This is a genomic window from Mycobacterium sp., from assembly GCF_035640695.1.
GTDB lineage: Bacteria > Actinomycetota > Actinomycetes > Mycobacteriales > Mycobacteriaceae > Mycobacterium.
On sequence record NZ_DASQVQ010000152.1, the window covers coordinates 19,146 to 40,013 of the forward strand.

The 20,868-nt window shown below is 68.8% G+C and carries 19 protein-coding genes; 6 read left to right on the forward strand and 13 right to left on the reverse strand.

Features of this window, described 5'->3' with window-relative positions; translation table 11 throughout:
- Positions 1-51 precede the first annotated feature (51 nt).
- Both VE759_RS18075 and VE759_RS18080 read right to left on the reverse strand, forming a co-directional pair.
- Entirely contained in the window at positions 52-471 is a 420-nt protein-coding gene (locus VE759_RS18075) for a nuclear transport factor 2 family protein (RefSeq protein ID WP_324934950.1), read from the reverse strand.
- A gap of 109 nt (positions 472-580) precedes the next feature.
- Positions 581-1,456, reverse strand: coding sequence for an adenylate/guanylate cyclase domain-containing protein (locus VE759_RS18080; protein WP_324934952.1), 876 nt, complete (start codon positions 1,454-1,456; stop codon positions 581-583).
- Between the two features lie 246 nt (positions 1,457-1,702).
- On the opposite strand from VE759_RS18080, the gene VE759_RS18085 reads away from it, so the two are divergent.
- The 6 genes from VE759_RS18085 (at position 1,703) to VE759_RS18110 (ending at position 6,316) form a co-directional block, all read left to right on the forward strand.
- Entirely contained in the window at positions 1,703-2,431 is a 729-nt protein-coding gene (locus VE759_RS18085) for an MgtC/SapB family protein (protein WP_324934954.1), read from the forward strand.
- Between the two features lie 175 nt (positions 2,432-2,606).
- The gene (locus VE759_RS18090; RefSeq protein WP_324934955.1) at positions 2,607-3,041 is read left to right on the forward strand and encodes a nitroreductase family deazaflavin-dependent oxidoreductase; all 435 of its coding nucleotides are present in this window, start codon (positions 2,607-2,609) and stop codon (positions 3,039-3,041) included.
- Complete coding sequence (locus VE759_RS18095; protein ID WP_324934957.1) at positions 3,038-3,856, forward strand: SDR family oxidoreductase; 819 nt, start codon at positions 3,038-3,040, stop codon at positions 3,854-3,856. The genes VE759_RS18090 and VE759_RS18095 overlap by 4 nt, the downstream gene beginning before the upstream one ends.
- Positions 3,857-3,950: 94 nt before the next feature.
- Complete coding sequence (locus VE759_RS18100) at positions 3,951-5,066, forward strand: WD40/YVTN/BNR-like repeat-containing protein (RefSeq protein ID WP_324934959.1); 1,116 nt, start codon at positions 3,951-3,953, stop codon at positions 5,064-5,066.
- On the forward strand, positions 5,059-5,373 hold the full coding sequence (locus VE759_RS18105; protein ID WP_324934961.1) for a MoaD/ThiS family protein: 315 nt from the start codon (positions 5,059-5,061) through the stop codon (positions 5,371-5,373). The genes VE759_RS18100 and VE759_RS18105 overlap by 8 nt, the downstream gene beginning before the upstream one ends.
- A gap of 67 nt (positions 5,374-5,440) precedes the next feature.
- Positions 5,441-6,316 (forward strand): D-alanyl-D-alanine carboxypeptidase family protein, encoded by an 876-nt coding sequence (locus VE759_RS18110; protein WP_324934963.1) that lies wholly within the window; start codon positions 5,441-5,443, stop codon positions 6,314-6,316.
- 15 nt (positions 6,317-6,331) lie between these two features.
- On the opposite strand, the gene VE759_RS18115 is transcribed toward VE759_RS18110, so the two are convergent.
- The 11 genes from VE759_RS18115 to rnc all read right to left on the reverse strand — a co-directional run bounded on the left by VE759_RS18115 (position 6,332) and on the right by rnc (position 20,861).
- Positions 6,332-7,411, reverse strand: coding sequence for an amidohydrolase family protein (locus VE759_RS18115; RefSeq protein WP_324934965.1), 1,080 nt, complete (start codon positions 7,409-7,411; stop codon positions 6,332-6,334).
- 1 nt (position 7,412) lies between these two features.
- Positions 7,413-8,984 carry a signal recognition particle protein gene (gene ffh / locus VE759_RS18120; protein ID WP_324934967.1) on the reverse strand — a complete coding sequence of 524 codons (1,572 nt, stop codon included), beginning with the start codon at positions 8,982-8,984 and terminating at the stop codon, positions 7,413-7,415.
- A gap of 9 nt (positions 8,985-8,993) precedes the next feature.
- Entirely contained in the window at positions 8,994-11,489 is a 2,496-nt protein-coding gene (locus VE759_RS18125; RefSeq protein WP_324934969.1) for a [protein-PII] uridylyltransferase, read from the reverse strand.
- 89 nt (positions 11,490-11,578) lie between these two features.
- Positions 11,579-11,917 (reverse strand): P-II family nitrogen regulator, encoded by a 339-nt coding sequence (locus VE759_RS18130; protein WP_324934970.1) that lies wholly within the window; start codon positions 11,915-11,917, stop codon positions 11,579-11,581.
- 1 nt (position 11,918) lies between these two features.
- The gene (locus tag VE759_RS18135) at positions 11,919-13,274 is read right to left on the reverse strand and encodes an ammonium transporter (RefSeq protein WP_324935005.1); all 1,356 of its coding nucleotides are present in this window, start codon (positions 13,272-13,274) and stop codon (positions 11,919-11,921) included.
- Positions 13,275-13,552: 278 nt separating this feature from the next.
- On the reverse strand, positions 13,553-14,884 hold the full coding sequence (gene ftsY / locus VE759_RS18140; RefSeq protein WP_324934972.1) for a signal recognition particle-docking protein FtsY: 1,332 nt from the start codon (positions 14,882-14,884) through the stop codon (positions 13,553-13,555).
- A 30-nt stretch (positions 14,885-14,914) separates the two neighbouring features.
- Positions 14,915-18,508 (reverse strand): chromosome segregation protein SMC, encoded by a 3,594-nt coding sequence (gene smc, locus VE759_RS18145; protein WP_324934974.1) that lies wholly within the window; start codon positions 18,506-18,508, stop codon positions 14,915-14,917.
- Positions 18,509-18,534: 26 nt separating this feature from the next.
- Positions 18,535-18,819 carry an acylphosphatase gene (locus tag VE759_RS18150; protein ID WP_324934976.1) on the reverse strand — a complete coding sequence of 95 codons (285 nt, stop codon included), beginning with the start codon at positions 18,817-18,819 and terminating at the stop codon, positions 18,535-18,537.
- A complete protein-coding gene (locus VE759_RS18155) occupies positions 18,803-19,222 on the reverse strand; it encodes an OsmC family protein (RefSeq protein WP_324934978.1) in 420 nt (139 codons plus the stop codon). The genes VE759_RS18150 and VE759_RS18155 overlap by 17 nt, the downstream gene beginning before the upstream one ends.
- A 72-nt stretch (positions 19,223-19,294) precedes the next feature.
- On the reverse strand, positions 19,295-20,182 hold the full coding sequence (mutM, locus tag VE759_RS18160) for a bifunctional DNA-formamidopyrimidine glycosylase/DNA-(apurinic or apyrimidinic site) lyase (protein WP_324934980.1): 888 nt from the start codon (positions 20,180-20,182) through the stop codon (positions 19,295-19,297).
- A complete protein-coding gene (gene rnc / locus VE759_RS18165; RefSeq protein WP_324935007.1) occupies positions 20,175-20,861 on the reverse strand; it encodes a ribonuclease III in 687 nt (228 codons plus the stop codon). Before rnc ends, mutM begins: the two co-directional genes overlap by 8 nt.
- Positions 20,862-20,868: the final 7 nt, after the last annotated feature.

Sequence of the window (20,868 nt, forward strand, 5' to 3'; positions counted from 1 at the left end):
GAACGGTTCGCTGGCCATTGGCGTCATGTGCAGACGCGCTGAAGGCGTGGATCAGAGCAGCTTGTCGAAGCATTTGGTCTCGACCCGCTCGCTCATCCGCCACCCCTCGGCCGTCCGGATGAACTCGTCGTCGTACCACAGTCCGCAGAAATAGATCTGGCCCCGCTCGCCGCCCATCACCATCGGGTTGAAGCAGATCGTCCGCGACGAGGCCGTGTCGCCGTTGATGCGGACGTCGAAGTTGCCGAGCATGTGCGCATAGGCGGGAAAGTTCGGCAGCACCTCCTTCAGCCATGCCTTGACGTCTGGATAGCTGCCGTCGATGCCGCCCATCGCCCGGTAGTCGATGTAGGCGTCCGGGGTGAAGATCCGGTCCAGGTCGTCGAAGCGGCGCTGGTCTATCGCCGTGGAGTAGTCGATCAGCAGCTGCTGAATCTCCAACCGATCCGAGATCTCTTCCAGGCTCAACATGGCTTGATTGAACACGATCGGGCGGGCCAAGCCGAGGTCAGAGCTTATGCGAAAGCTTCTCGCAATCCTGGCGGCTCGACGCGGTCGGGGTCGGCCTGTCGTCGATGCTTCAGTCCGCTTGGGGCTTTTCTTCCTCGAAGCATGCGAAGAGCTCCCATTCGCCAGGCAGGCCCTTGAGAATGTGCGTGCCCCGGGGCCGGAAAACGAACCCCGCGTTGCCCGCCAGTGCGCGCGTCGTGGTTGACACCAGGATCTCATCGGCCGTCGCCGCGCTGAGGATCCGTGCCGCTTCATGCACCGCGAGGCCGCGCACATCGGTCCCGACTAGTTGGACTTCTCCGATGTGAACGCTGGCACGGATCTGCAGGCCTTCCCGACCAGCAGCCCGGCCTACCGCGGCGGCGCAGCGCAACGCGGCGGCCGGCCCATCGAAGGTCGCGAGCAGCCCGTCTCCGGTCGTCTTGACCTCGTGGCCGTGGTGGCGTTCCAACGCCAGCCGCGTTGCCTCATAGTGTGCGGAGAGCACATCTCGCCAGGCGACGTCACCCAGTCGTTTCGCCATCGCCGTAGAGTCAACGAGATCGGTGAACAGCAGCGTGACCAGCGCCCGGTTGTGTGTGCCGGCGAGCCGGAATCCCGCGAAGGCCCGCAACCCCGACCACTCGATCTGGACGCACGGCTCGTCCCCGAGGGTGTACCCGTCATGACCGGGTGGGATCTCAAAGACGTCGTCCGGCCCGAACCGGAGCGTGGTCCCGTCGCGCATCACGACTGCGAACCGGCCCGACAACACGACCCCCACGTGACGCGCCTCGCACCAGTCACCACCGACATGTGGACGCACGTGCGTGGACCACCGCCATCCTGGCTGCGTCACAATCCGCCCTACAGTCAGGTCACCGACGTCGACCTGCTGGATCTTGATCCCTCGGAACTCGAGTGTCTCGTCCGGGCTCATCAGGTTCTTGGCTCGAACCTCGCCCATGCACGCATTTTCAGGCACGGCCGCACAAACGGTCAACGGCCGTACTCGCCCTTCGAGGCATTTCAGCGAGCGCAGGTTCAGCCGGTGCGGTGTCGCCGAGTGCCGCCGATGCTGTGCCGCAAGCACGATTCGAGCGAAAGGGCCAACACCGATCAGGTGTCGTGGAGTCTGGCGGGCAAGAATATTCGACAATAGTTCGGACGAACCGGTGTACGCATACGCGATCGCACGGTCAAGATTCGTTCCATGAGCGGTATCGACTTGCTTGTGCGCGTAGGTTTCGCGGTCCTACTCGGCGTCGGGATTGGGATCGAACGTCAATGGCGGTCCCGGTTAACCGGCCTGCAGACCATGGCGTTGGTCAGCATGGGCGCCGCGCTCTTTGTGGTATTGGGGGCTTACACCTTCCACCCGAACTCGAACCCTGCCCAGGTCGCCGGCTCGATCGCGACCGGGATCGGCTTTCTCGGCGGCGGCGTGATCATGAAACAGGGCATGTCGGTCACCGGGCTCAACACCGCAGCCACGCTCTGGGCGACGGGCGCTATCGGTGCGCTGGCCGGGGCATGGATGTGGCGTGAAGCGCTTACCGGGGCCGGGATCGTCATCCTCGCGAACGGTGTCTTGCACCCGCTCGGCAGAAGGATGGATCGGCTCCGCTTCGAGCCGTTGCGGGAAGAACTGCCCGCCGCCTACCGGATCGAAGTGGTGTGTCACACGGAAGCGGTGGACCGGGTGCGCGCACAGGTAACCGACGTCATCGCCGAGACCGGCTTTCAACTGAAGTCGATCGGTGCCGTTCCCATCAACACGCCGGGACAGACCGCCGTACAGGCTGAACTGGGAACCGACCAGCGTGATGACAGCCAGCTGGAGAACGCTGTGCGGATGCTCGGCGGCGAACCGGGGGTGTACTCGGCGGCCTGGTCGCTGCAAAGCGAGACGCCAGCCAGCTGGCTCAAAGGATTTGACTGAGCATGGTCAGACCGCTCTGAGCCGCTCACTGCTTGGCAGTGGTGGGCCGGGGCGATCGCCCGTTGTGTGCGCCTTGCCATTGCGAAAATCGCGCGGCGGACGGCAGGGTGGGCTTTGACAATCGGGTAGCCGGCTACATGGCGGTACGAGACGTTAGTCGATGTGAGGAATCTCGATGAGCGATGGCAACGATTTCAATGAGCGCAATATTGCCGAGTTTCGCGCTAATCACGGTCGCGTCGGTGGCCAGTTCGAGGGTGCACCGCTGGTCGTCCTGCACACCGTCGGTGCACGCAGCGGGAAGCCGCGGACCAACATCATGATGTACCTCGCCGACGGCGGCCGATATCTTGTGTTCGCCTCGAAGGCCGGTGCCGACGAAAACCCCGCGTGGTACTGGAACCTCAAGGCCAACCCCGACGCCCGCATCGAAGTCGGCGACGACATCCTCGACGTGCACGCCACCGAGCTGCAGGGCGCCGAACGTGACGAGAAGTATGCGCTGCAGGCCGAGCGGTATCCGGGATTCGCTGAATACCAGCGCAAGACGTCGCGGACCATTCCCGTGGTCGCGCTCACGCCTACCGGTCGGCCGGAGCCGCGCGAGTGAAGGTGCTGGCGACCGGCGCGACCGGGCAGTACGCCCACCACGTCGTCACCGCGCTCGTCGCGCATGGAATCGACGTCCGCGGCGCCGCCCACGATCCGGCCAAGGCCGACGAGGCTCGTAGAGCTGGCGCGACCGAGACGGTGCAGGTGGATCTGGCCGACGCCGACGCGGTCGCCGAGGCGCTGCACGGTGTGGAAGGGGTCTTCCTGATCACCCCGGCGTTTCACCCCGACGCCACGTTGATGGCGCTCAACGTCGTTGCGGCCGCCGTCGACGCAGGCGTCGAGAAGCTCGTGTACAACGGCGTGTACCACCCGTCGCTGAGCCTGCCGAATCACGCGGGAACGCGTCCGGTCGAGGAGGCGCTGTATGCGTCCGATCTGGACTTCACCGTGCTGCAGCCGGCGATGTACGTCCAGGCCCTCGAGGCCAGCTATCGAAGCGCGCTGCAGACCGGCGCCGTCGTTGCGCCGTGGTCGAAGCACTCGAAGATGACCTATGTCGACTACCGCGACGTAGCGGAGGTCGCCGCGTTGGCATTCGTCGAGTCACGCCTGTCGCGCGGCACTTTCGAGCTCGCCGCCGGCGGCATGGTCGATCGGGTCGAGATCGCCGAGATGATGAGTCGGGTGGCGGGGCGGCTGCTGCGGGCCGAGGATACCGACGACGTCCCCCCGGGACCCGAGGGCTTAGCCACGATGTTCGCCGACTACGACCGGCATGGCTTTCACGGCGGCAATTCGCTTGTCCTGCACGCCATTCTGAACCGCAGACCGCGCTCAGTCGCCGACTTCATCGCCGAGCTCGCGCGGTAAGATGCAGGATCCGCCGTGTTCGGTAGCGATGAGTTTGGTTTCTCCGGTCGGTCTCTACTGTCATGACACCATGCATGTCTGAGAGGGAGTGCGCATGACCGGAGTACGGCTGCTGGTGGGCACGCGCAAAGGCGCGTTTGTGCTGACCGCCGACGGCAACAGGGCGGACTGGCAGGTCTGCGGGCCGCACTTCGCGGGCTGGGAGATCTACCACGTCGCCGGCTCGCCGGCCGACCCCGACAGGTTGTACGCGTCGCAGTCCACCGCGTGGTTTGGACAGCTGATTCAGCGCTCCGACGACAGCGGCGCGACGTGGCGCCCGGTAGGCAACGAGTTCCGCTACGACGGCGAGCCAGGAACTCACCAGTGGTACGACGGCACGCCGCATCCGTGGGAGTTTGCCCGGGTCTGGCACTTGGAGCCGTCGCCCACCGATCCAGACACGGTATATGCGGGCGTGGAGGACGCCGGCCTGTTCCGCACCAGTGACGGCGCCCAGACCTGGCAGGAGCTGCCCGCTTTGCGAAGCCACGCCTCGGCGCCGTCCTGGCAGCCGGGTGCCGGCGGGATGTGCCTGCATACGATAGTCCTGGACCGAAACGACCCGGACCGCATGTTCACGGCGATCTCCGCGGCGGGCGTGTTCCGCAGCGACGACGCCGGCAAGAGCTGGCGGCCGATCAACCGGGGGCTGCGTTCGGAGGGCATCCCCGATCCCGACGCCGAAGTCGGCCACTGCGTGCACCGCATCGCGATGCATCCGTCCCGGCCGCAGGTGCTGTTCATGCAGAAGCACTGGGACGTGATGCGCAGCGACGACGCCGGCGAGTCATGGCACGAAGTCAGCGGCAACCTGCCGACCGACTTCGGGTTCCCGATCGCGGTGCATGCCCATGAGCCCGACACCGTGTACGTCGTGCCGATCACCAGTGACTCGCTGCACTATCCGCCGGACGGCAAGCTGCGCGTGTACCGCAGCAGGACGGGCGGAGACGAGTGGGAAGCACTGACCGACGGTCTGCCGCAACGCCATTGCTACGTCAACGTGCTGCGCGACGCGATGGCGGTCGATTCGCTGGACCCCTGCGGCGTGTACTTCGGCACGACCGGCGGTCAGGTATACGCCTCGGCGAACGCCGGGCAGAGCTGGACGCCCGTCATGCGCGACCTTCCGGCCGTGCTCTCCGTCGAGGTCCAGACCCTTGAGTGAACACCCCGCCGCCGTCCAAGTGGTGCTGCCGTACCACTTGCGAAACCTCGCCCACGTCCACGGCATCGTGACATTGCCGATCGAGGCGCCGGTCACCCAGCGCGCGGTCCTCGACGCGCTGGAGCGCCGCTATCCCATGCTCTGCGGCACCATCCGCGACCGCTCGACAGGACGGCGCCGAGGGTTCATCCGGTTGTTCGCCTGTGAACAGGATCTCTCCCACGATTCACCCGACGACCCGCTCCCCGACGCTGTCGCCATGGGCACCGAGCCGTTGCTGGTGGTCGGGGCAATGGCAGGCGGCTGACTTGGCGAGGGGCTGAGCGCACGGATTGATTGAACACGATCGCTCGGCCCGGCTAGGCTCACCGCCCATGCGAAAGGTCTTCGCCGTCCTCGCCATCGCCGTTGCCGGCGTGTTCTGTCTGCACTCCCCCGTCGCCTCGGCGGACGCCGAAGTCCAGCCGCCGGGCACGGCGCTGATCCCCGCCGGGCCGGCACAGGGCTGGATCGTCGCCGACATGGACACCGGCCAGATACTCGCCGGCCGCGAGATCGACGTCCGCCACCCACCCGCAAGCACGATCAAGACGCTGCTCGCCCTGACCGCGCTCGACGAGGTCGGCCTCGACACCACGGTCGTGGCCTCGGCGGCCAACACCCAAGTCGAGTGCAACTGCGTCGGGGTCAAGCCGGGCCGCAGCTACACCGTGCGCCAGCTGCTCGACGCGGTGCTGCTGGTGTCCGGCAACGACGCCGCCAACACGCTGGCCGACGCGCTCGGCGGCTTCGACACCGCGGTGGCGAAGATGAACGCGAAGGCCGCCGCGCTCGGCGCACCCGACACCCACGCCGCGACACCGTCCGGACTGGACGGGCCCGGCGGCACCGGCTGGACGACGCCGCGCGACCTGGCGATCATCTTCCGCGCTGCGATGGCCAACCCGGTGTTCGCCGAGGTCACGTCGAAGCCGTCGGCGATGTTCCCCGGTGACAACGGCGATCGGCCGATCGTCAACGAGGACGAGCTGCTGCACCGCTACCCCGGCGCGCTGGGCGGCAAGACCGGTTACACCAACGCCGCCCGCAAGACGTTCGTCGCCGCGGCCCAGCGCGACGGCCGCCGCCTGGTCATCTCGATGATGTACGGGCTGGTCAAGGATGGCGGCCCGACGTACTGGGATCAGGCCGCCGCGCTGCTGGACTGGGGTTTCGCCCAGGACCGGCAGGCCAGCATCGGCACGCTGTAGCCCGCAGCATCGCCGCTAGAACACCCGGCCGCGCAGGATGACGACATCGGGCTGGTTGAGCACCGACGCGCCTTTTCGCGGGTCGTTGGCATAGCACAGCAGGTCGGCGGCCGCGCCGTGCTCCAGAGTCGGCCGGCCCAGCCAGCGCCGCGCATCCCAGCACGCCGCCCCGAGGGCGTCGGTCGGGCTCAACCCGACGCGTTTGAGCGCGTCGACCTCGTCGGCGATGCGCCCGTGGTCGACCACCCCGCCCGCGTCGGTGCCCGCGAAAACCGGCACCCCGGCCTCCCGTGCCGCGGCGATGCGCCGGTCGCAGCGGGCGTACAAGTCGCGCATGTGGTCGGCGTAGGCCGGATACTTCGACGCCGAATCGGCGATGCCGGGAAAATTTTCGATGTTGATCAGCGTGGGCACCAGCGCGGTGCCGTGCTCGAGCATCAGGGTGATGACGTCGTCGGTGATTCCGTAGCCGTGCTCGATGCAGTCGATGCCGGCGTTGATCAGCCCCGGCAGGGCGTCCTCGCCGAACACGTGCGCGGTGACCCGCGCGCCGTTGGCGTGCGCGGCGGCGATCGCCGTCTTGAGCACATCGTCGGACCACAGCGGGGCCAGGTCGCCCACGTCGCGATCGATCCAGTCGCCGACCAGCTTGACCCAGCCGTCACCCCAACGGGCTTGCGCCGCAACGGCTTCCGGCAGCTGCGATTCGTCGTCAAGCTCTAGCGCCAGCTTGGGCAGGTAGCGCTTTGGACGGGCCAGGTGCATACCGGCCCTGATGATGCGCGGCAGGTCGTGGCGATCGTCGAGGCTGCGGGTGTCGGTCGGCGACCCGCAGTCGCGCAGCAGCAATGCGCCAACCTCGCGCTCGGTCTCGGCCTGCTCGATCGCCTGGTCGAGGCCGACCGGGCCGTGCGCGTCGAACCCGACATGGCAATGCGCGTCGACCAGCCCCGGCAGAATCCAGCCGCCGGGGTCATCGGCGCCGAACACGGTGTCCGCCCCGTCGACCGGTTCGGCCGACAGCGTGCCATCGACGATCCACCACTGCACCGGCTGTTCATCGGGCAATCCGCGGCCGCGAACGTGGAGGACCAACTCAGTTCTTGTTCGGGAAGTTCAGCTTCGACAGGTCGATGTCGGCCAGCCCCGGCGGCAGCTCGTCGAGGCCCTTCGGCATGTTCGACAGGTCCGGAAACCCGGCGGGCATGGCCGGATTTCCGGGCATGGCCGGATTTCCGGCGGCGCCAAGGGGCCCGCGGATCTTCGCCGGCGTCGGCCCCCTCGCGCCCTTCTTTCCCTTCTTGCCCTTACCTTTTTGCTTTCGCGACGAGCTCTTGCGGCCGAACGGCATGCCCATCTGGCCGGCCATCTGCGACATCATCTTCCGGGCCTCGAAGAACCGGTCGACGAGCTGGTTGACCTCCGACACCGTCACGCCCGAACCGTTGGCGATGCGCAGCCGCCGCGACGCGTTGATGATCTTCGGGTCGGCGCGCTCCTGCGGCGTCATGCCGCGGATGATGGCCTGCACCCGGTCGAGCTGCTTGTCGTCGACGTTGGCGATGGCGTCTTTCATCTGGCCGGCCCCGGGCAACATGCCGAGCAGGTTGCCGATCGGGCCCATCTTGCGGATGGCCAGCATCTGCTCGAGGAAGTCCTCCAGCGTCAGCTCGCCGGCGCCGATCTTGGCGGCGGCCGCTTCGGCCTGCTGCGCGTCGAAGACCTGCTCGGCCTGCTCGATCAGGCTCAGCACGTCACCCATGCCGAGGATGCGGCTGGCCATCCGGTCGGGATGGAAGACATCGAAGTCGTCGAGCTTCTCGCCGGTGGACGCGAACAGGATTGGCACGCCGGTGACTTCACGCACCGACAGCGCCGCGCCACCGCGGGCATCGCCGTCGAGCTTGGTCAGTACCACGCCGGTGAAACCGACGCCCTCGCGGAACGCCTCGGCGGTCGCGACCGCGTCCTGGCCCACCATCGCGTCGAGGACGAACAGCACGTCGTCGGGATCCAGGGCGTCGCGGATCGCGGCGGCCTGGGCCATCAACTCGTCGTCGATGCCGAGCCGGCCCGCGGTGTCGACGACGACCACGTCGAAGTGCTTGGCCTTGGCCTCCTCCAGGCCATCCGACGCCACCGCCACCGGATCGCCGGGACCCGCCTCTGCCGACGCGCCGGGATGCGGGGCGAACACCGCCACCCCGGCGCGTTCGCCGACGACCTTCAACTGGTTGACCGCCGCCGGGCGCTGCAGGTCGGCCGCCACCAGCAGCGGCGTATGGCCTTGGTCCCGAAGCCATTTCGCCAGCTTGCCGGCCAGCGTGGTCTTACCGGAGCCCTGCAGGCCGGCCAGCATCAGCACCGTCGGCGGAGTCTTGGCGAACGCGAGCTGACGGGTCTGCCCGCCGAGGATGCCGATCAGCTCCTCGTTGACGATCTTGACGACCTGCTGGGCCGGGTTCAGTGCGGCGGAGACCTCCGCGCCCTTGGCCCGGGCCTTGATGCGGGCCACGAACTCGCGCACGACGGGCAGCGACACGTCGGCTTCCAGCAGCGCCAGCCGGATCTCGCGGGTCGTGGCGTCGATGTCGGCGTCGGTCAACCGCCCCTTGCCACGAAGCCCGGCCAGCGCACCGGTCAACCGGTCGGACAGGGATTCAAACACCTGGCAAGCCTAGCTGGCCTCGGACACCTGCTTGTTCGGCGCGGTGGTCGGCAGCACAGCGTAGAGGTCGCGCTCCAGCGCGGCGCGCACCTCGGCGTGGCCGACATCGCCGTCGCTGCGCGGTGGCACCACGATGCAGAACACGTCATCGACCGACGAGCCGAGCGTGTTGACCTTCGCCCAGGCGATGTCGACCCCGGCGCGTTCGAACACCGCGGTCAGCACCGCCAGCAGGCCGGGCCGGTCGGCGGCGCGCACCTCGACGACCAGTTGGGCCGGTGCGGCGGTTTCGAACCACAGGATCCTCGGCGGCGCCGTGGCACGGTTGACCGGCACCGCGGCCACCACCTCGCCCGCCCGGGTGGATCCGTATTTCGCGGCGTCGCGGTTGCGTTGCTCCAGCGCGCCGATCACGTCGAGTTCGTCGTCGAGCGCCCTGATGAACTGCTGGCGCAGCAGCTCCGGCGCGGGCGGCGATCCGAAGTGCGGCGACACCACGAACGTGTTGATCGCCGAACCCGCGCGGCTGTTGACCGACGCCGAGTGCACCCGCAGCGAGTTCAGCGCCAGCACACCTGCCGCCTTGGACAACAGCCCGCGCCGGTCCGGCGCGATCATCGTGACGTTGTAGATGTGCGCGCCGTCGCCCTGCGTCATCTCGACATGCACCCCGAGGTCGACGGCGAGTGAAAGGTAATCCGGGTCAATCGGATCGGGCTGCGGCAGCGGCTCGCCCGCCATTACCATGCGGCAGCGGCGGACGAGGTCGCCGATCAGCGACGCCTTCCAGTCCCCCCACACCCCCGGCCCGGTGGCCAGCGAATCCGCCTCGGCCAGTACATGCAGCAGGTCCAGCAGCAACGGGTCGCGGTTCAGGGTGTCGGCGACCGACGCGATCGTGTCGGGGTCCTGCAGGTCACGGCGGGTCGCGGTGTTGGGCAGCAGTAGGTGGTAGCGCACGATGTCGGACAGCAGGTCCACGTCCGACGGCCAGAGCCCGAGCCGAATGCCGATCTGGGTGGCGAGCTCGGCGCCGATCTCACTGTGGTCGCCGCCGCGCCCCTTACCGATGTCGTGCAACAGCGCGCCGAGCACCAGTAGGTCCGGCCGTGCCACCCGGGTGGTGAAAGCGCTTGCCCGGGCGACGGTTTCGACCAGGTGACGGTCGACGGTCCAAGTGTGGATGACGTCGCGAGGCGGCAGGTCGCGCACCGCTCCCCATTCCGGAAACAGCCTGCCCCACAATCCGGTTCGGTCCAGGGCCTCGATCGTCGCGACCGTCGCCGGCCCGGCGGCCAGCAGCACCAGCAAGTCCTTGAGCGCCTCGCGCGGCCACGGCGTGCGCAGCTCCGGCGCCGAGTCGGCCAGCCGGCCCAGCGTGGAGGCCGACAGCGGCAGCCCGGTGGTGGCCGACGCCGCCGCGACGCGCAGGATCAGGCCGGGGTCGCGTTCCGGTCGCGCGTCACGCGCCAGCACGACCTCGCCGGCATATTCCACGACGCCCTCGTCCAACGGCCTGCGCACCGGGCGGCGCAACGCGGCGAGACCCTTGCGGGGCAGCGCGTTGGCAGCGGTCCGCAACCCGGCGTCGACGTGATAGCTGACGGTGCGCGCCGCGTCGCTGAGCATCCGCGCCAGGTCGAACCGGTCGCCGATGCGCAGCGCGGCGCCGATCTCGTCGGCGTGCTGGGCCAGCAGCAGCTCTCGTCCGCGGCCGCTGACCCGGTGCAGTTCGGTGCGCACGTTGAGCAGCGCGAGGTGCGCGCTGGCCAGCGAACTCAGCGGGCGGTCGGGATTGCGGGTGGCGTAGTGGTCGGCCAGCTGAGCGATCGCCAGCGCGTTGAGCAACTGGACGTCGCGTAGCCCGCCGCGGCCGCACTTCAGATCCGGCTCGGCACGGTGGGCGATCTGCCCGCTGCGCTGCCATCTGGCGTGGGTCGTCTGGACGAGCTCGTCGAACCGCGAACGGATTCCGGTTCGCCATTGCCTTCGGGCACCGTTGATCAGCAGCGCCGACAGCTCCGCGTCGCCGGCCATGTGCCGGGCCTCCAGCATCGCCAGCCCGGCGGAGATGTCCTCGGCGGCGACGCGCAGCGCTCCGGGAACCGTCCGAACGCTGTGGTCGAGCCGAATGTTGGCGTCCCACAACGGGTACCACAGCAGATCGGCGACCTTGCCGACGACGTCGGGTGGCATGTCGTCGTGCAGCAACGTCAGGTCGAGGTCGGAATAGGGCATCAGCTCCCGGCGCCCGAGGCCGCCGGTGGCCACGATCGCGAAGCCGCTCGTCGCCGTGATGCCGATCTCGGTGGCCTTGGTGGCAAGCCAGAACTCGTGCAGGTCCAGCAGTGCGTCGCGCAGCGCTGCGGTGTCGAGCTGACGGGGGCCGCTGGCCAGCAGCTGTTCGGCTGCGGCGACCAAATCGGTTGCCGGGCGCGGCGATCCCGACGCCGGCGGCTCCCAACGGGAATCGCCGGCGGCGGGATCGGTTGTCCGCTTAGTCATTCGGTCTCATTCGGACTCCCCCGAAACTTGCCGCAGCTCACACTCGCGCGGCCACCGCAAGAGAGTCTGTCGTCACATAACGCCACGAGTTACAGTGCGTCAGTTCCCCTTTCGCCGGTGCGCACGCGCACGACGGTTTCCACGGGGCTGACCCACACCTTGCCGTCGCCGATCTTTCCGGTACGGGCCGCCTGCACGATGACATCCACCACCTTGTCGACGGCGGAGTCATCGACCAAGACCTCCACGCGCACCTTCGGGACGAAGTCGACCGAGTATTCAGCGCCTCGGTAAACCTCGGTGTGACCCTTCTGGCGGCCGTATCCCTGCACTTCACTGACGGTCATCCCGAGGATGCCCGTCTGCTCCAGGCCGGTCTTGACGTCTTCCAGCGTGAACGGCTTGACAATTGCGGTGATGAGCTTCATTTCATGCCTCCTTGCCGGCCATGCTCAGGGCGGTACCCGTCGCGCCGACGGTAGCCAGATCGTATGCGGTTTCGGCGTGCTCGGCCTCGTCGATGCCCAGCTCCTCGTCCTCGGCCGGAATGCGCAGGCCGATCGTGAGTTTGACGACGTATGCAATCACCAATGCCAGCACAAACGAGTACGCCATGACGGAGAACGCACCGATCGCCTGCATGCCCAACTGGTGCAGGCCGCCGCCGTAGAACAGACCGGTCACCGCGGCGGGCGCCGCGCTGGTGGCAACCAGGCCCACCATCAGGGTGCCGACCAGACCGCCGACCAGGTGCACGCCGACGACGTCCAGCGAATCGTCATAGCCCAGCCTGTACTTCAGGCCGACCGCCAGCGCGCAGATGATGCCGGCCGACGCGCCGATGACGATTGCGCCGATGATGTTGACCGACGAGCAGGAGGGGGTGATCGCGACCAGGCCGGCGACGACGCCCGACGCGGCGCCCAGCGAGGTGGCCTTCCCGTCGCGAATGCGCTCCACCAACAGCCAGCCGAACATCGCGGTGGCGGTTGCGGTGAACGTGGTGATGAAGGTCGCCCCGGCGACGCCGTTGGACGCCACGGCCGATCCGGCGTTGAATCCGAACCAGCCGAACCACAGCAGGCCGGCGCCCAACATCGTGAACGGCAGGTTGTGCGGCCGCATCGGCGTGGCCGGCCAGCCGCGGCGGCGACCGAGCACCACGGCCAGCGCCAAACCGGCGGCGCCGGAGTTGATATGCACCGCGGTGCCGCCGGCGAAGTCGATCACCTTGAGGTTGTTGGCGATCCAGCCGCCCTTTGCGCCGGTGACGCCGCTGAAGCAGAACACCCAGTGCGCGACCGGGAAGTACACGATCGTGGCCCACAGGCCGGCGAACAGCAGCCACGGCCCGAACCGCAGCCGGTCGGCCACCGCGCCGGAAATCAGCGCGACGGTGATGATCGCGAACATCGCCTGGAACGCGACGAACACGGTCTGCGGGATCGTGCCCGCGAGTGGAATGCTGACCGGCGGGGCATCCGGCGTTGTCTGCAGGTACGTGCCGCCGATGAGGCCCTTCAGACCCCAGTATTGGGTCGGATTACCGAGAAGCCCGCCGGTGCCGGTGCCGAGGATGTCGTTGCCGAACGACATCGAGTAGCCGTACAGCACCCATAGGATGCCCACGACGCCCATCGCGCTGACGCTCATCATCAACATGTTCAGGACGCCCCTGGCGCGCACCATGCCCCCGTAGAAGAAGGCCAGGCCCGGCGTCATCAGCAAAACGAGCGCCGAGCTTGCCAACATCCACGCGGTGTCACCGGTGTCCGGTACACCCATCACAGGGAAATCAGCCACTCGCGGTTTCCTCCTTACCGGTGTCACGGTCGTCGGGAATGAGACCATTGACCTGGTCCAAGACAATGCTGAGTGGTTGTTTCGGCGAAGACGCCAGCGTGTTTCGCTCGTGTGAACGGATAGGCCCCTGACGTTTCGCCGGTGTTACGAGATGGCGTGGGCGGGTCGAGTGTGCGCTGACGGCGGCGAGGGTGCGCTGACGGCGGGGAATCGCCGGGCTCAAGCAGCTTGAGTTCGCCCGGTGTTCACACTCGACGTCACTAGCCGAGCAAAGCGTCGACGAACGCAGCGGGCTCGAACGGCGCCAGGTCGTCGGCACCCTCGCCAAGTCCCACCAGCTTGACCGGCACGCCGAGTTCCTGCTGGACACGAAACACGATGCCGCCCTTGGCCGTTCCGTCGAGCTTGGTCAGCACCACGCCGGTGATGTCGACTACGTCGGCGAAAACGCGTGCCTGCGCGAGCCCGTTCTGCCCGATCGTCGCGTCCAGCACCAGCAGCACCTCGTCGACCGCGGCCCGGCGGCTCACCACCCGCTTGACCTTGCCGAGCTCGTCCATCAGGCCGGTCTTGGTGTGCAGCCGGCCCGCGGTGTCGATGACCACGACGTCGGCGCCATCCTTGATGCCGGCATCGACGGCGTCGAAGGCCACCGATGCGGGGTCGGCGCCCTCGGCCCCGCCCACCACGTGCGCGCCGACGCGCGCGGCCCACATCTCCAATTGGTCGGCGGCCGCGGCGCGAAACGTGTCGGCCGCGCCGAGCACCACCCGTCGCCCGTCGGCGACCAGGACCCGGCCCAGCTTGCCGACGGTGGTGGTCTTGCCGGTGCCGTTGACGCCGACGACCAGCAGCACCGAGGGGGCGTCGGCGTGCGGGAGGGCCTTGATGGAGCGGTCCAGGCCCGGCTGCAGCTCGGAGATCAGCACTTCACGCAGCACGGTGCGGGCGTCGGCCTCGGTGCGGACGCTGCTGCTGGCCAGCCGTGACCGCAGCGCCGAAACCACCGACGACGTCACCGTCGGGCCGAGATCGGCGACCAGCAGGGTGTCCTCCACGTCCTGCCACGAGTCTTCGTCGAGGTCGCCGCCGCCGAGTAGCCCAAGCATGCTGCGGCCCAGGGTGTTCTGTGATTTCGCCAGCCGGCCGCGCAGCCTTCTCAGCCGGCCCTCGGGCGGTGCGATCACATCCAGCTGCGGCGGTTGGGGCTTTGGTGGTTGCGGCGTCGGCGGTTGCGGCGTCGGTGGTTGCGGCGTCGGCGGGGGTGTCGTCGGCGGCTCGGGCAGCGCGACATCTGCGATCGGGCGCTTGACCGAATCCCGCGGAATCGTCGCGTCGTCGCCGACCGCCGGCAGGCCCGTGGTGTCGATCCTTTCGACCTTTTCCGCGGCCTTTTCCGCGGCAGGTGTGCTCGATTCGGCGAACGTTATCCCCGACGAGGCGGTGTAGCCGCCCGAACGATCGGCGGGCGCGGCGGTGTCCGCGGCGGACAGCCTGATCCGGCGCCGCCGGTACCGCACCAGCCCGACAACCAGCGCAGCGACGACCAGAACGGCGATGACCGCGATCGCGATCCACAAGACATCCGGCACGCGGACATTGTCCCAGGGCGGTGGCGGCGGCTACCCGGCGGCCACGAGCTGCCGGCCGCGCATCCGCTGCGAGATCACCGCGGTGATGCCGTCGTCGCGCATCGTGACGCCGTACAGCGAGTCGGCCACTTCCATCGTCGGCTTCTGATGGGTGATCACCAGCAGCTGCGACTGCGCGCGCAGCTGTTCGAAGACGTCGAGCAACCGGCGCAGGTTGACGTCGTCGAGCGCGGCCTCGACCTCGTCGAGCACGTAGAACGGCGACGGGCGGGCCCGGAAGATCGCGACCAGCAATGCGATCGCGGCCAACGACTTCTCACCGCCGGACAGCAGCGACAGCCGCTTGATCTTCTTGCCCGGCGGCCGCGCCTCGACCTCGATGCCGGTGGTCAGCATGTCGTCGGGGTCGGTCAGCGTCAGCCGGCCCTCCCCGCCGGGGAACAGCGCCTCGAATACGGTCCGGAACTCGCGTTCGACATCGGCGTAGGCGTCGGTGAACACCTGCTGGATGCGCGCGTCGACCTCGTCGACCACGCCGAGCAGGTCCTTGCGGGCCTTCTTCACATCCTCGAGCTGAGTGGACAGGAAGTTGTAGCGCTCCTCCAACGCCGCGAACTCCTCCAGCGCCAGCGGGTTGACCCGGCCGAGCTCGGCCAGTTCGCGTTCGGCGCGCTTGGCGCGGCGCTCCTGGGTCGGCCGGTCGAACGGCATCGGCGCCGGGGCGGTGACCTGTTCGCCGCGGTCGCGGGCCCGCTCGTACTCGGCGGTTTCGAGCTCGGACGGCGGCAGCGGCACGCCGGGGCCGTACTCGGCGATCAGGTCGTTGGCGGCCATGCCGAACTGCTCGAGCACATGCGTCTCGAGTTGCTCGATGCGCAGCGCCGCCTGTGCCTTGGCGACCTCGTCGCGGTGCAGCGCCTCGGTGAGCCTGGCGATCTTGGCGTTGAGGTCGGCGACCACGGCCCGTACCGACGACTGCGCCGAAATCCGCTGCGCGCGTTCGGCGGCCACGCCGTCACGGGCGCGGGACGCCGCAGCGACGGCTTGGTTCAACCTCATCGCCAGCTGCTGACCGGATGCGGCGACCGCCGCCGCGACGGCCGCGGCCTGACGGCGGGCTTCCCGTGCACGCTCGGCGCGCAGCCGCGCCTCCCGTTCGGCGGCGGCGGCGCGGCGCAGCGAACCCGCCCGTCCGCGAACGGCATTCGCACGTTCCTCGGCGGTACGCACCGCCAGCCGCGCCTCGATCTCGGTGGCGCGCGCGGTTTCGGCGGCGGCGACGCTGCGCTGACGATCAGCCGTTTCGGTGTCGCTCTGGGCCTGTTCGGCGGATTGTTCGGCGTTGTGCAACCGCTGCTCGAGTCCGCTGAGCTCCTCGACCGTCTGGGTGCGCCCCTGCTCGAGCTCGTCGCGTTGCCGGGACAGCCGGCGCCACTCCTCCTCGGCGCTGCGGGCGTCCTGGCCGAGGCGGCCCAGTCGCTCATAGGCCGACGAAATCTTCGCGTCGGACTCGTTCAGCGCGGCCAATGCCTGTTCGGCGGCGTCCTGGCGGGTCTCCTGCTCGGCCAGCGCGCCGGCAAGGGCCGCCGACAGCTCGGCCGACTGCTTTTCGGCGGCGGCTAATTCGGTTCGCGCGGTTTCGATCTCGGAGCTGATCTCCAGCGTGCTCGGCCGCCGGTCCGACCCGCCGCTGACCCAGCCGGCGCCGACCAGATCGCCGTCGCGGGTGACCGCGCGCAGCGTCGGCTGCCCGGCCACCAGTTGCAGCGCGGTGGACAGGTCGGCGACAACCGCGACACCCGACAACATCGCGGTGATCGCGCCGCGCAGCCGGTCGGGCGCCTCGACGAGGTCGACGGCCCACTGCGCGCCGCCGGGTAGCGGCGCCTCGGCGGGCTCGGCCGGAGCGGGCCAATCGCCGAGCACGATCGCGGCGTGGCCGCCGTCGGATTCCTTCAGCGCGGCCACCGCCGCGTGTGCGGCGTGAGAGTTTTCGGCGGCGAGGGCGTCGGCGGCGGCCCCCAGCACCGCGGCGACCGCCGCCTGGTATCCCCCACGGACCTTCACCAGCTTCGCTACTGACCCGAAAAGACCTGCGCCGCTGTGGTGTTCGGCCAGCCAGGCCGCGCCGTCCTTGCGATTCAGGCCCACCGACAGCGCGTCGATGCGGGCTCGCAGCGACGCGACCTGTCGTTCAGCGTCACGCTCGGCGGCTTGCAGTTCGCCGACCCGCTCGGAGGCCAGCCGCAACGCGGTGACGCTGCGGTCGTGGTGTTCGTCGAGCCCGACCTCGCCCTCGTCGAGCTCGCCGACCTGCCGTTGCACCTCTTCGAATTCGGCCTGGGCCTGCTGGGTCCGGGCGGCCGCTTCCTCAATCTGTTCGGTGAGCCGGGTGACGGTTTCGTCGATGGATTCGACGCGGGTGCGCATGGTTTCCACCTGGCCGGCCAGCCGAGCCAAGCCCTCACGGCGGTCGGCTTCGGCACGCACCGCGGCCAGGTGAGCGCGTTCGGCCTCGGCGGCCACCCGCTCCCGCTCGGCCAGTTCGGCCTGCGCGGCCTCGAGTTCGGTTCGCCGGTCGGCCAACTCGGCGAGCAGGCGGGACTCGGTGGCCGCCACCTGGTCGGCTTCTGCTTCCAGCGCGTCCGGGTCGGTGCCGGTGGCGGCCGGCGGTTGCTCGTCGAGGTGCTGGGCGCGCTCGGCGGCGATACGCACCGTCGCACTCACGCGTTCGGCCAGCGCCGACAGCCGAAACCAGGTCTGCTGGGCGGTTTCGGCCTTCTCGGTCAGGGCGGCGACGGCAGACTCGTGCTCGGCCAGCTCGGCCGAAGCGGCCTTTTGCCGCGCGACGACCTCGTCGTGTTCCCGGCGCAGCGCGGCCTCCGCGTTGCCGGCGCCGTCGTGCTCGGCGCGGCGCGCCACCAGGTCGTCGGCGGCCAGCCGCAGCCGGGCGTCGCGCAGGTCGGCCTGGATGGTCTGGGCGCGGCGGGCCATCTCGGCCTGACGGCCCAGCGGCTTGAGCTGACGACGCAGTTCGGTGGTCAGGTCGGTCAGCCGGGCGAGGTTCGCCGACATCGCGTCGAGCTTGCGGACCGCCTTCTCCTTGCGTTTGCGGTGCTTGAGCACGCCCGCGGCTTCCTCAATGAATGCGCGGCGGTCTTCGGGGCGCGATTCCAGGATTTCGGCGAGCTTGCCCTGCCCGACGACGACGTGCATCTCGCGGCCGATGCCGGAGTCGGACAGCAGCTCCTGGATGTCCATCAAACGGCAGGTGCTGCCGTTGATTTCGTACTCGCTGGCACCGTCGCGGAACATCCGCCGGGTGATCGAGACTTCGGAGTATTCGATCGGCAGCGCGTTGTCGGAGTTGTCGATCGTCACGGTGACCTCGGCGCGGCCCAGCGGCGCCCGCGACGACGTCCCGGCGAAGATGACGTCTTCCATCTTTCCGCCGCGCAGCGTCTTGGCGCCCTGCTCGCCCATCACCCAGCTGATCGCGTCGACGACGTTGGACTTGCCCGACCCGTTCGGGCCCACGACGCAGGTGATGCCCGGTTCGAAGCGCAGAGTCGTCGGCGCGGCGAAGGACTTGAAGCCCTTCAGCGTCAGACTCTTGAGGTACATGCAGGGTCAGACTACCGGCGCGCGGGCTAACGCTCGGTGAAGCCACGCACCGATTGGTCGGGTTCCGACCAGTCGGCGACGACGTTGTCCACCTGACCCGGGGTTTTGCCGCTCTGCAGCAGGTCAAGCAGGCGCTGGCAGGCATCCCGCGGGCCCTGGGCGACGACCAGCACTCGCCCGTCGGGCTGGTTGGAGGCGTATCCGGTCAGCCCGAGCGCCGCCGCGCGCGACCTGGTCCACCAGCGGAATCCGACGCCCTGCACGTAGCCGTGCACCCAGGCGGTCAGCCGGACATCAGGCGCGTTGGCCACTGCCGTTGACCTCGAACGTGACCTTGGTGCCGGATTTCAGCGTGCGGGCGACCGTACAAACCTGGTCGATGGTGCGGTTGACCACGACCAGCAACCGCGCCACCTCATCCTCGCTCAGCCCGGCCAGATCCACCTCGAGCGACTCCTCCAGCAGCGGGTAACGCTCCTGCTCACGGTCGGGCGGGCCGGACACCTTGACCGTCGCCCGGTAGTCGTCGCCGAGCCGGTGACGCAGCGGCGCGTCGCTGCTCATCCCGGTGCACGCGGCGAGCGCGATCTTGAGCAGCTCGCCGGGGGTGAAAGTGCCATCGACGTCCTCGTTACCCACGAGGACCTGCGCTCCGCGTGAGCTGCGCCCGGTGTATCGCCGCACCCCGGTGCGCTCGACCCACAGTTCGGTCATGGCTCTATTTCTACCGGGTCGCATCGAGACTGACGTTTTACAGCAGAAGTGCGAGTGGGCATCTCCAAAACGTCAGTTTGGGCGAATGAGTGAGACCCGGGTGCGCGGGTGGGGCCGGCGCCGCGGGCGGGGCTGGCAGCGCGGGCAGTAGAACGACGAGCGGTTCATGAACTTCTCGCGACGGATCACCGCGCCGCAACGGCGGCACGGCTTCCCGTCGCGGCCGTAGGCGTCCAGCGAGCGCTCGAAGTAACCCGATTCGCCGTTGACGTTTACATACAGCGAGTCGAACGAGGTGCCGCCCTGCCCGAGCGCTTCGCGCATCACGTCGGCGGCGGCGTCGAGCACGCCGCGCAGCCGGCCACGCGTCAGCGACGAGGCGATGCGAGATCCGTGCAACTGGGCCCGCCACAACGCCTCGTCGGCGTAGATGTTGCCGATCCCGGACACCACGGTTTGGTCGAGCAGCTGGCGCTTGAGCTCAGAGTGCTTGCGGCGCAACACCGTGACGACCGCCTCGGCGTCGAACCGCGCGTCCAGCGGATCGCGGGCCAGATGCGCGACGGGCACGGGCACGGCGGTGCCGTCGACGGTGACCATGTCGGCCACCATCCAGCCACCGAACGTGCGCTGGTCGACGAAGCTCAGCGCGGTGCCGTCGTCGAGCAGCGCGGCGATGCGCAAGTGGCCGCGGTTGGGCACGGCACCGAGCAAAATCTGCCCGCTCATCCCGAGGTGCACGACGAGCGCCTCATCGGGCAGCGTCAGCCACAGATACTTGCCGCGCCGGCCCGTGCCCTCGATGCGCTGCCCGATCAGCCGCGCGGTCAGGTCGGTCGGACCGGCCTGGTGGCGGCGCACCGCTCGGGGATGGTGGACGCGCACCGCGGTGATGGTCCGGCCCGCCACATGAGCCGCGAGGCCCCGCCGGACGACCTCGACTTCGGGAAGCTCAGGCATGCTCCAGCGCGTTCCACGCCGCCGCCGCGGCCTTCTGCTCCGCTTCCTTCTTCGACCGTCCGACGCCGACGCCGTATTCGGTGTCCACCACGACCACCGTCGCGGTGAATTCCTTGTGGTGGTCCGGGCCGGTCGAGGTCACCACGTAAGACGGGACGCCGAGTCCGCGCGCGGCCGTGAGCTCCTGGAGGCTGGTCTTCCAGTCCAGCCCGGCGCCGAGCGTGGGCGCGGTGTCCAGCAGCGTGGCGAACAACCGCAGGATCACCTCGCGCGCCGTGTCGATGCCGTGCTGCAGATACACCGCTCCGAGCAGCGACTCCATCCCGTCGGCCAGAATGCTGGACTTGTCGGCGCCGCCGGTGTTCTCCTCGCCGCGGCCGAGCAGCAGGTAGACGCCCAGCCCGTCGTCGGTGAGCTTGCGGGCGACCTCGGCCAGCGCCTGGGTGTTGACAATGCTGGCGCGCAGCTTGGCCAGATCGCCCTCGGACCGGTCCGGATGCCGGTGAAACAGCTCGTCGGTGATCGTCAATCCGAGCACCGCATCGCCGAGGAATTCCAGGCGTTCATTGGTGGGCAGCCCGCCGTGTTCGTACGCGTAGCTGCGGTGGGTCAGGGCGAGGGTGAGCAGTTCATCGGGCAAATCGACGCCAAGGGCTTCGGCCAGGGCTTGACGGTCCAGGCGCTCG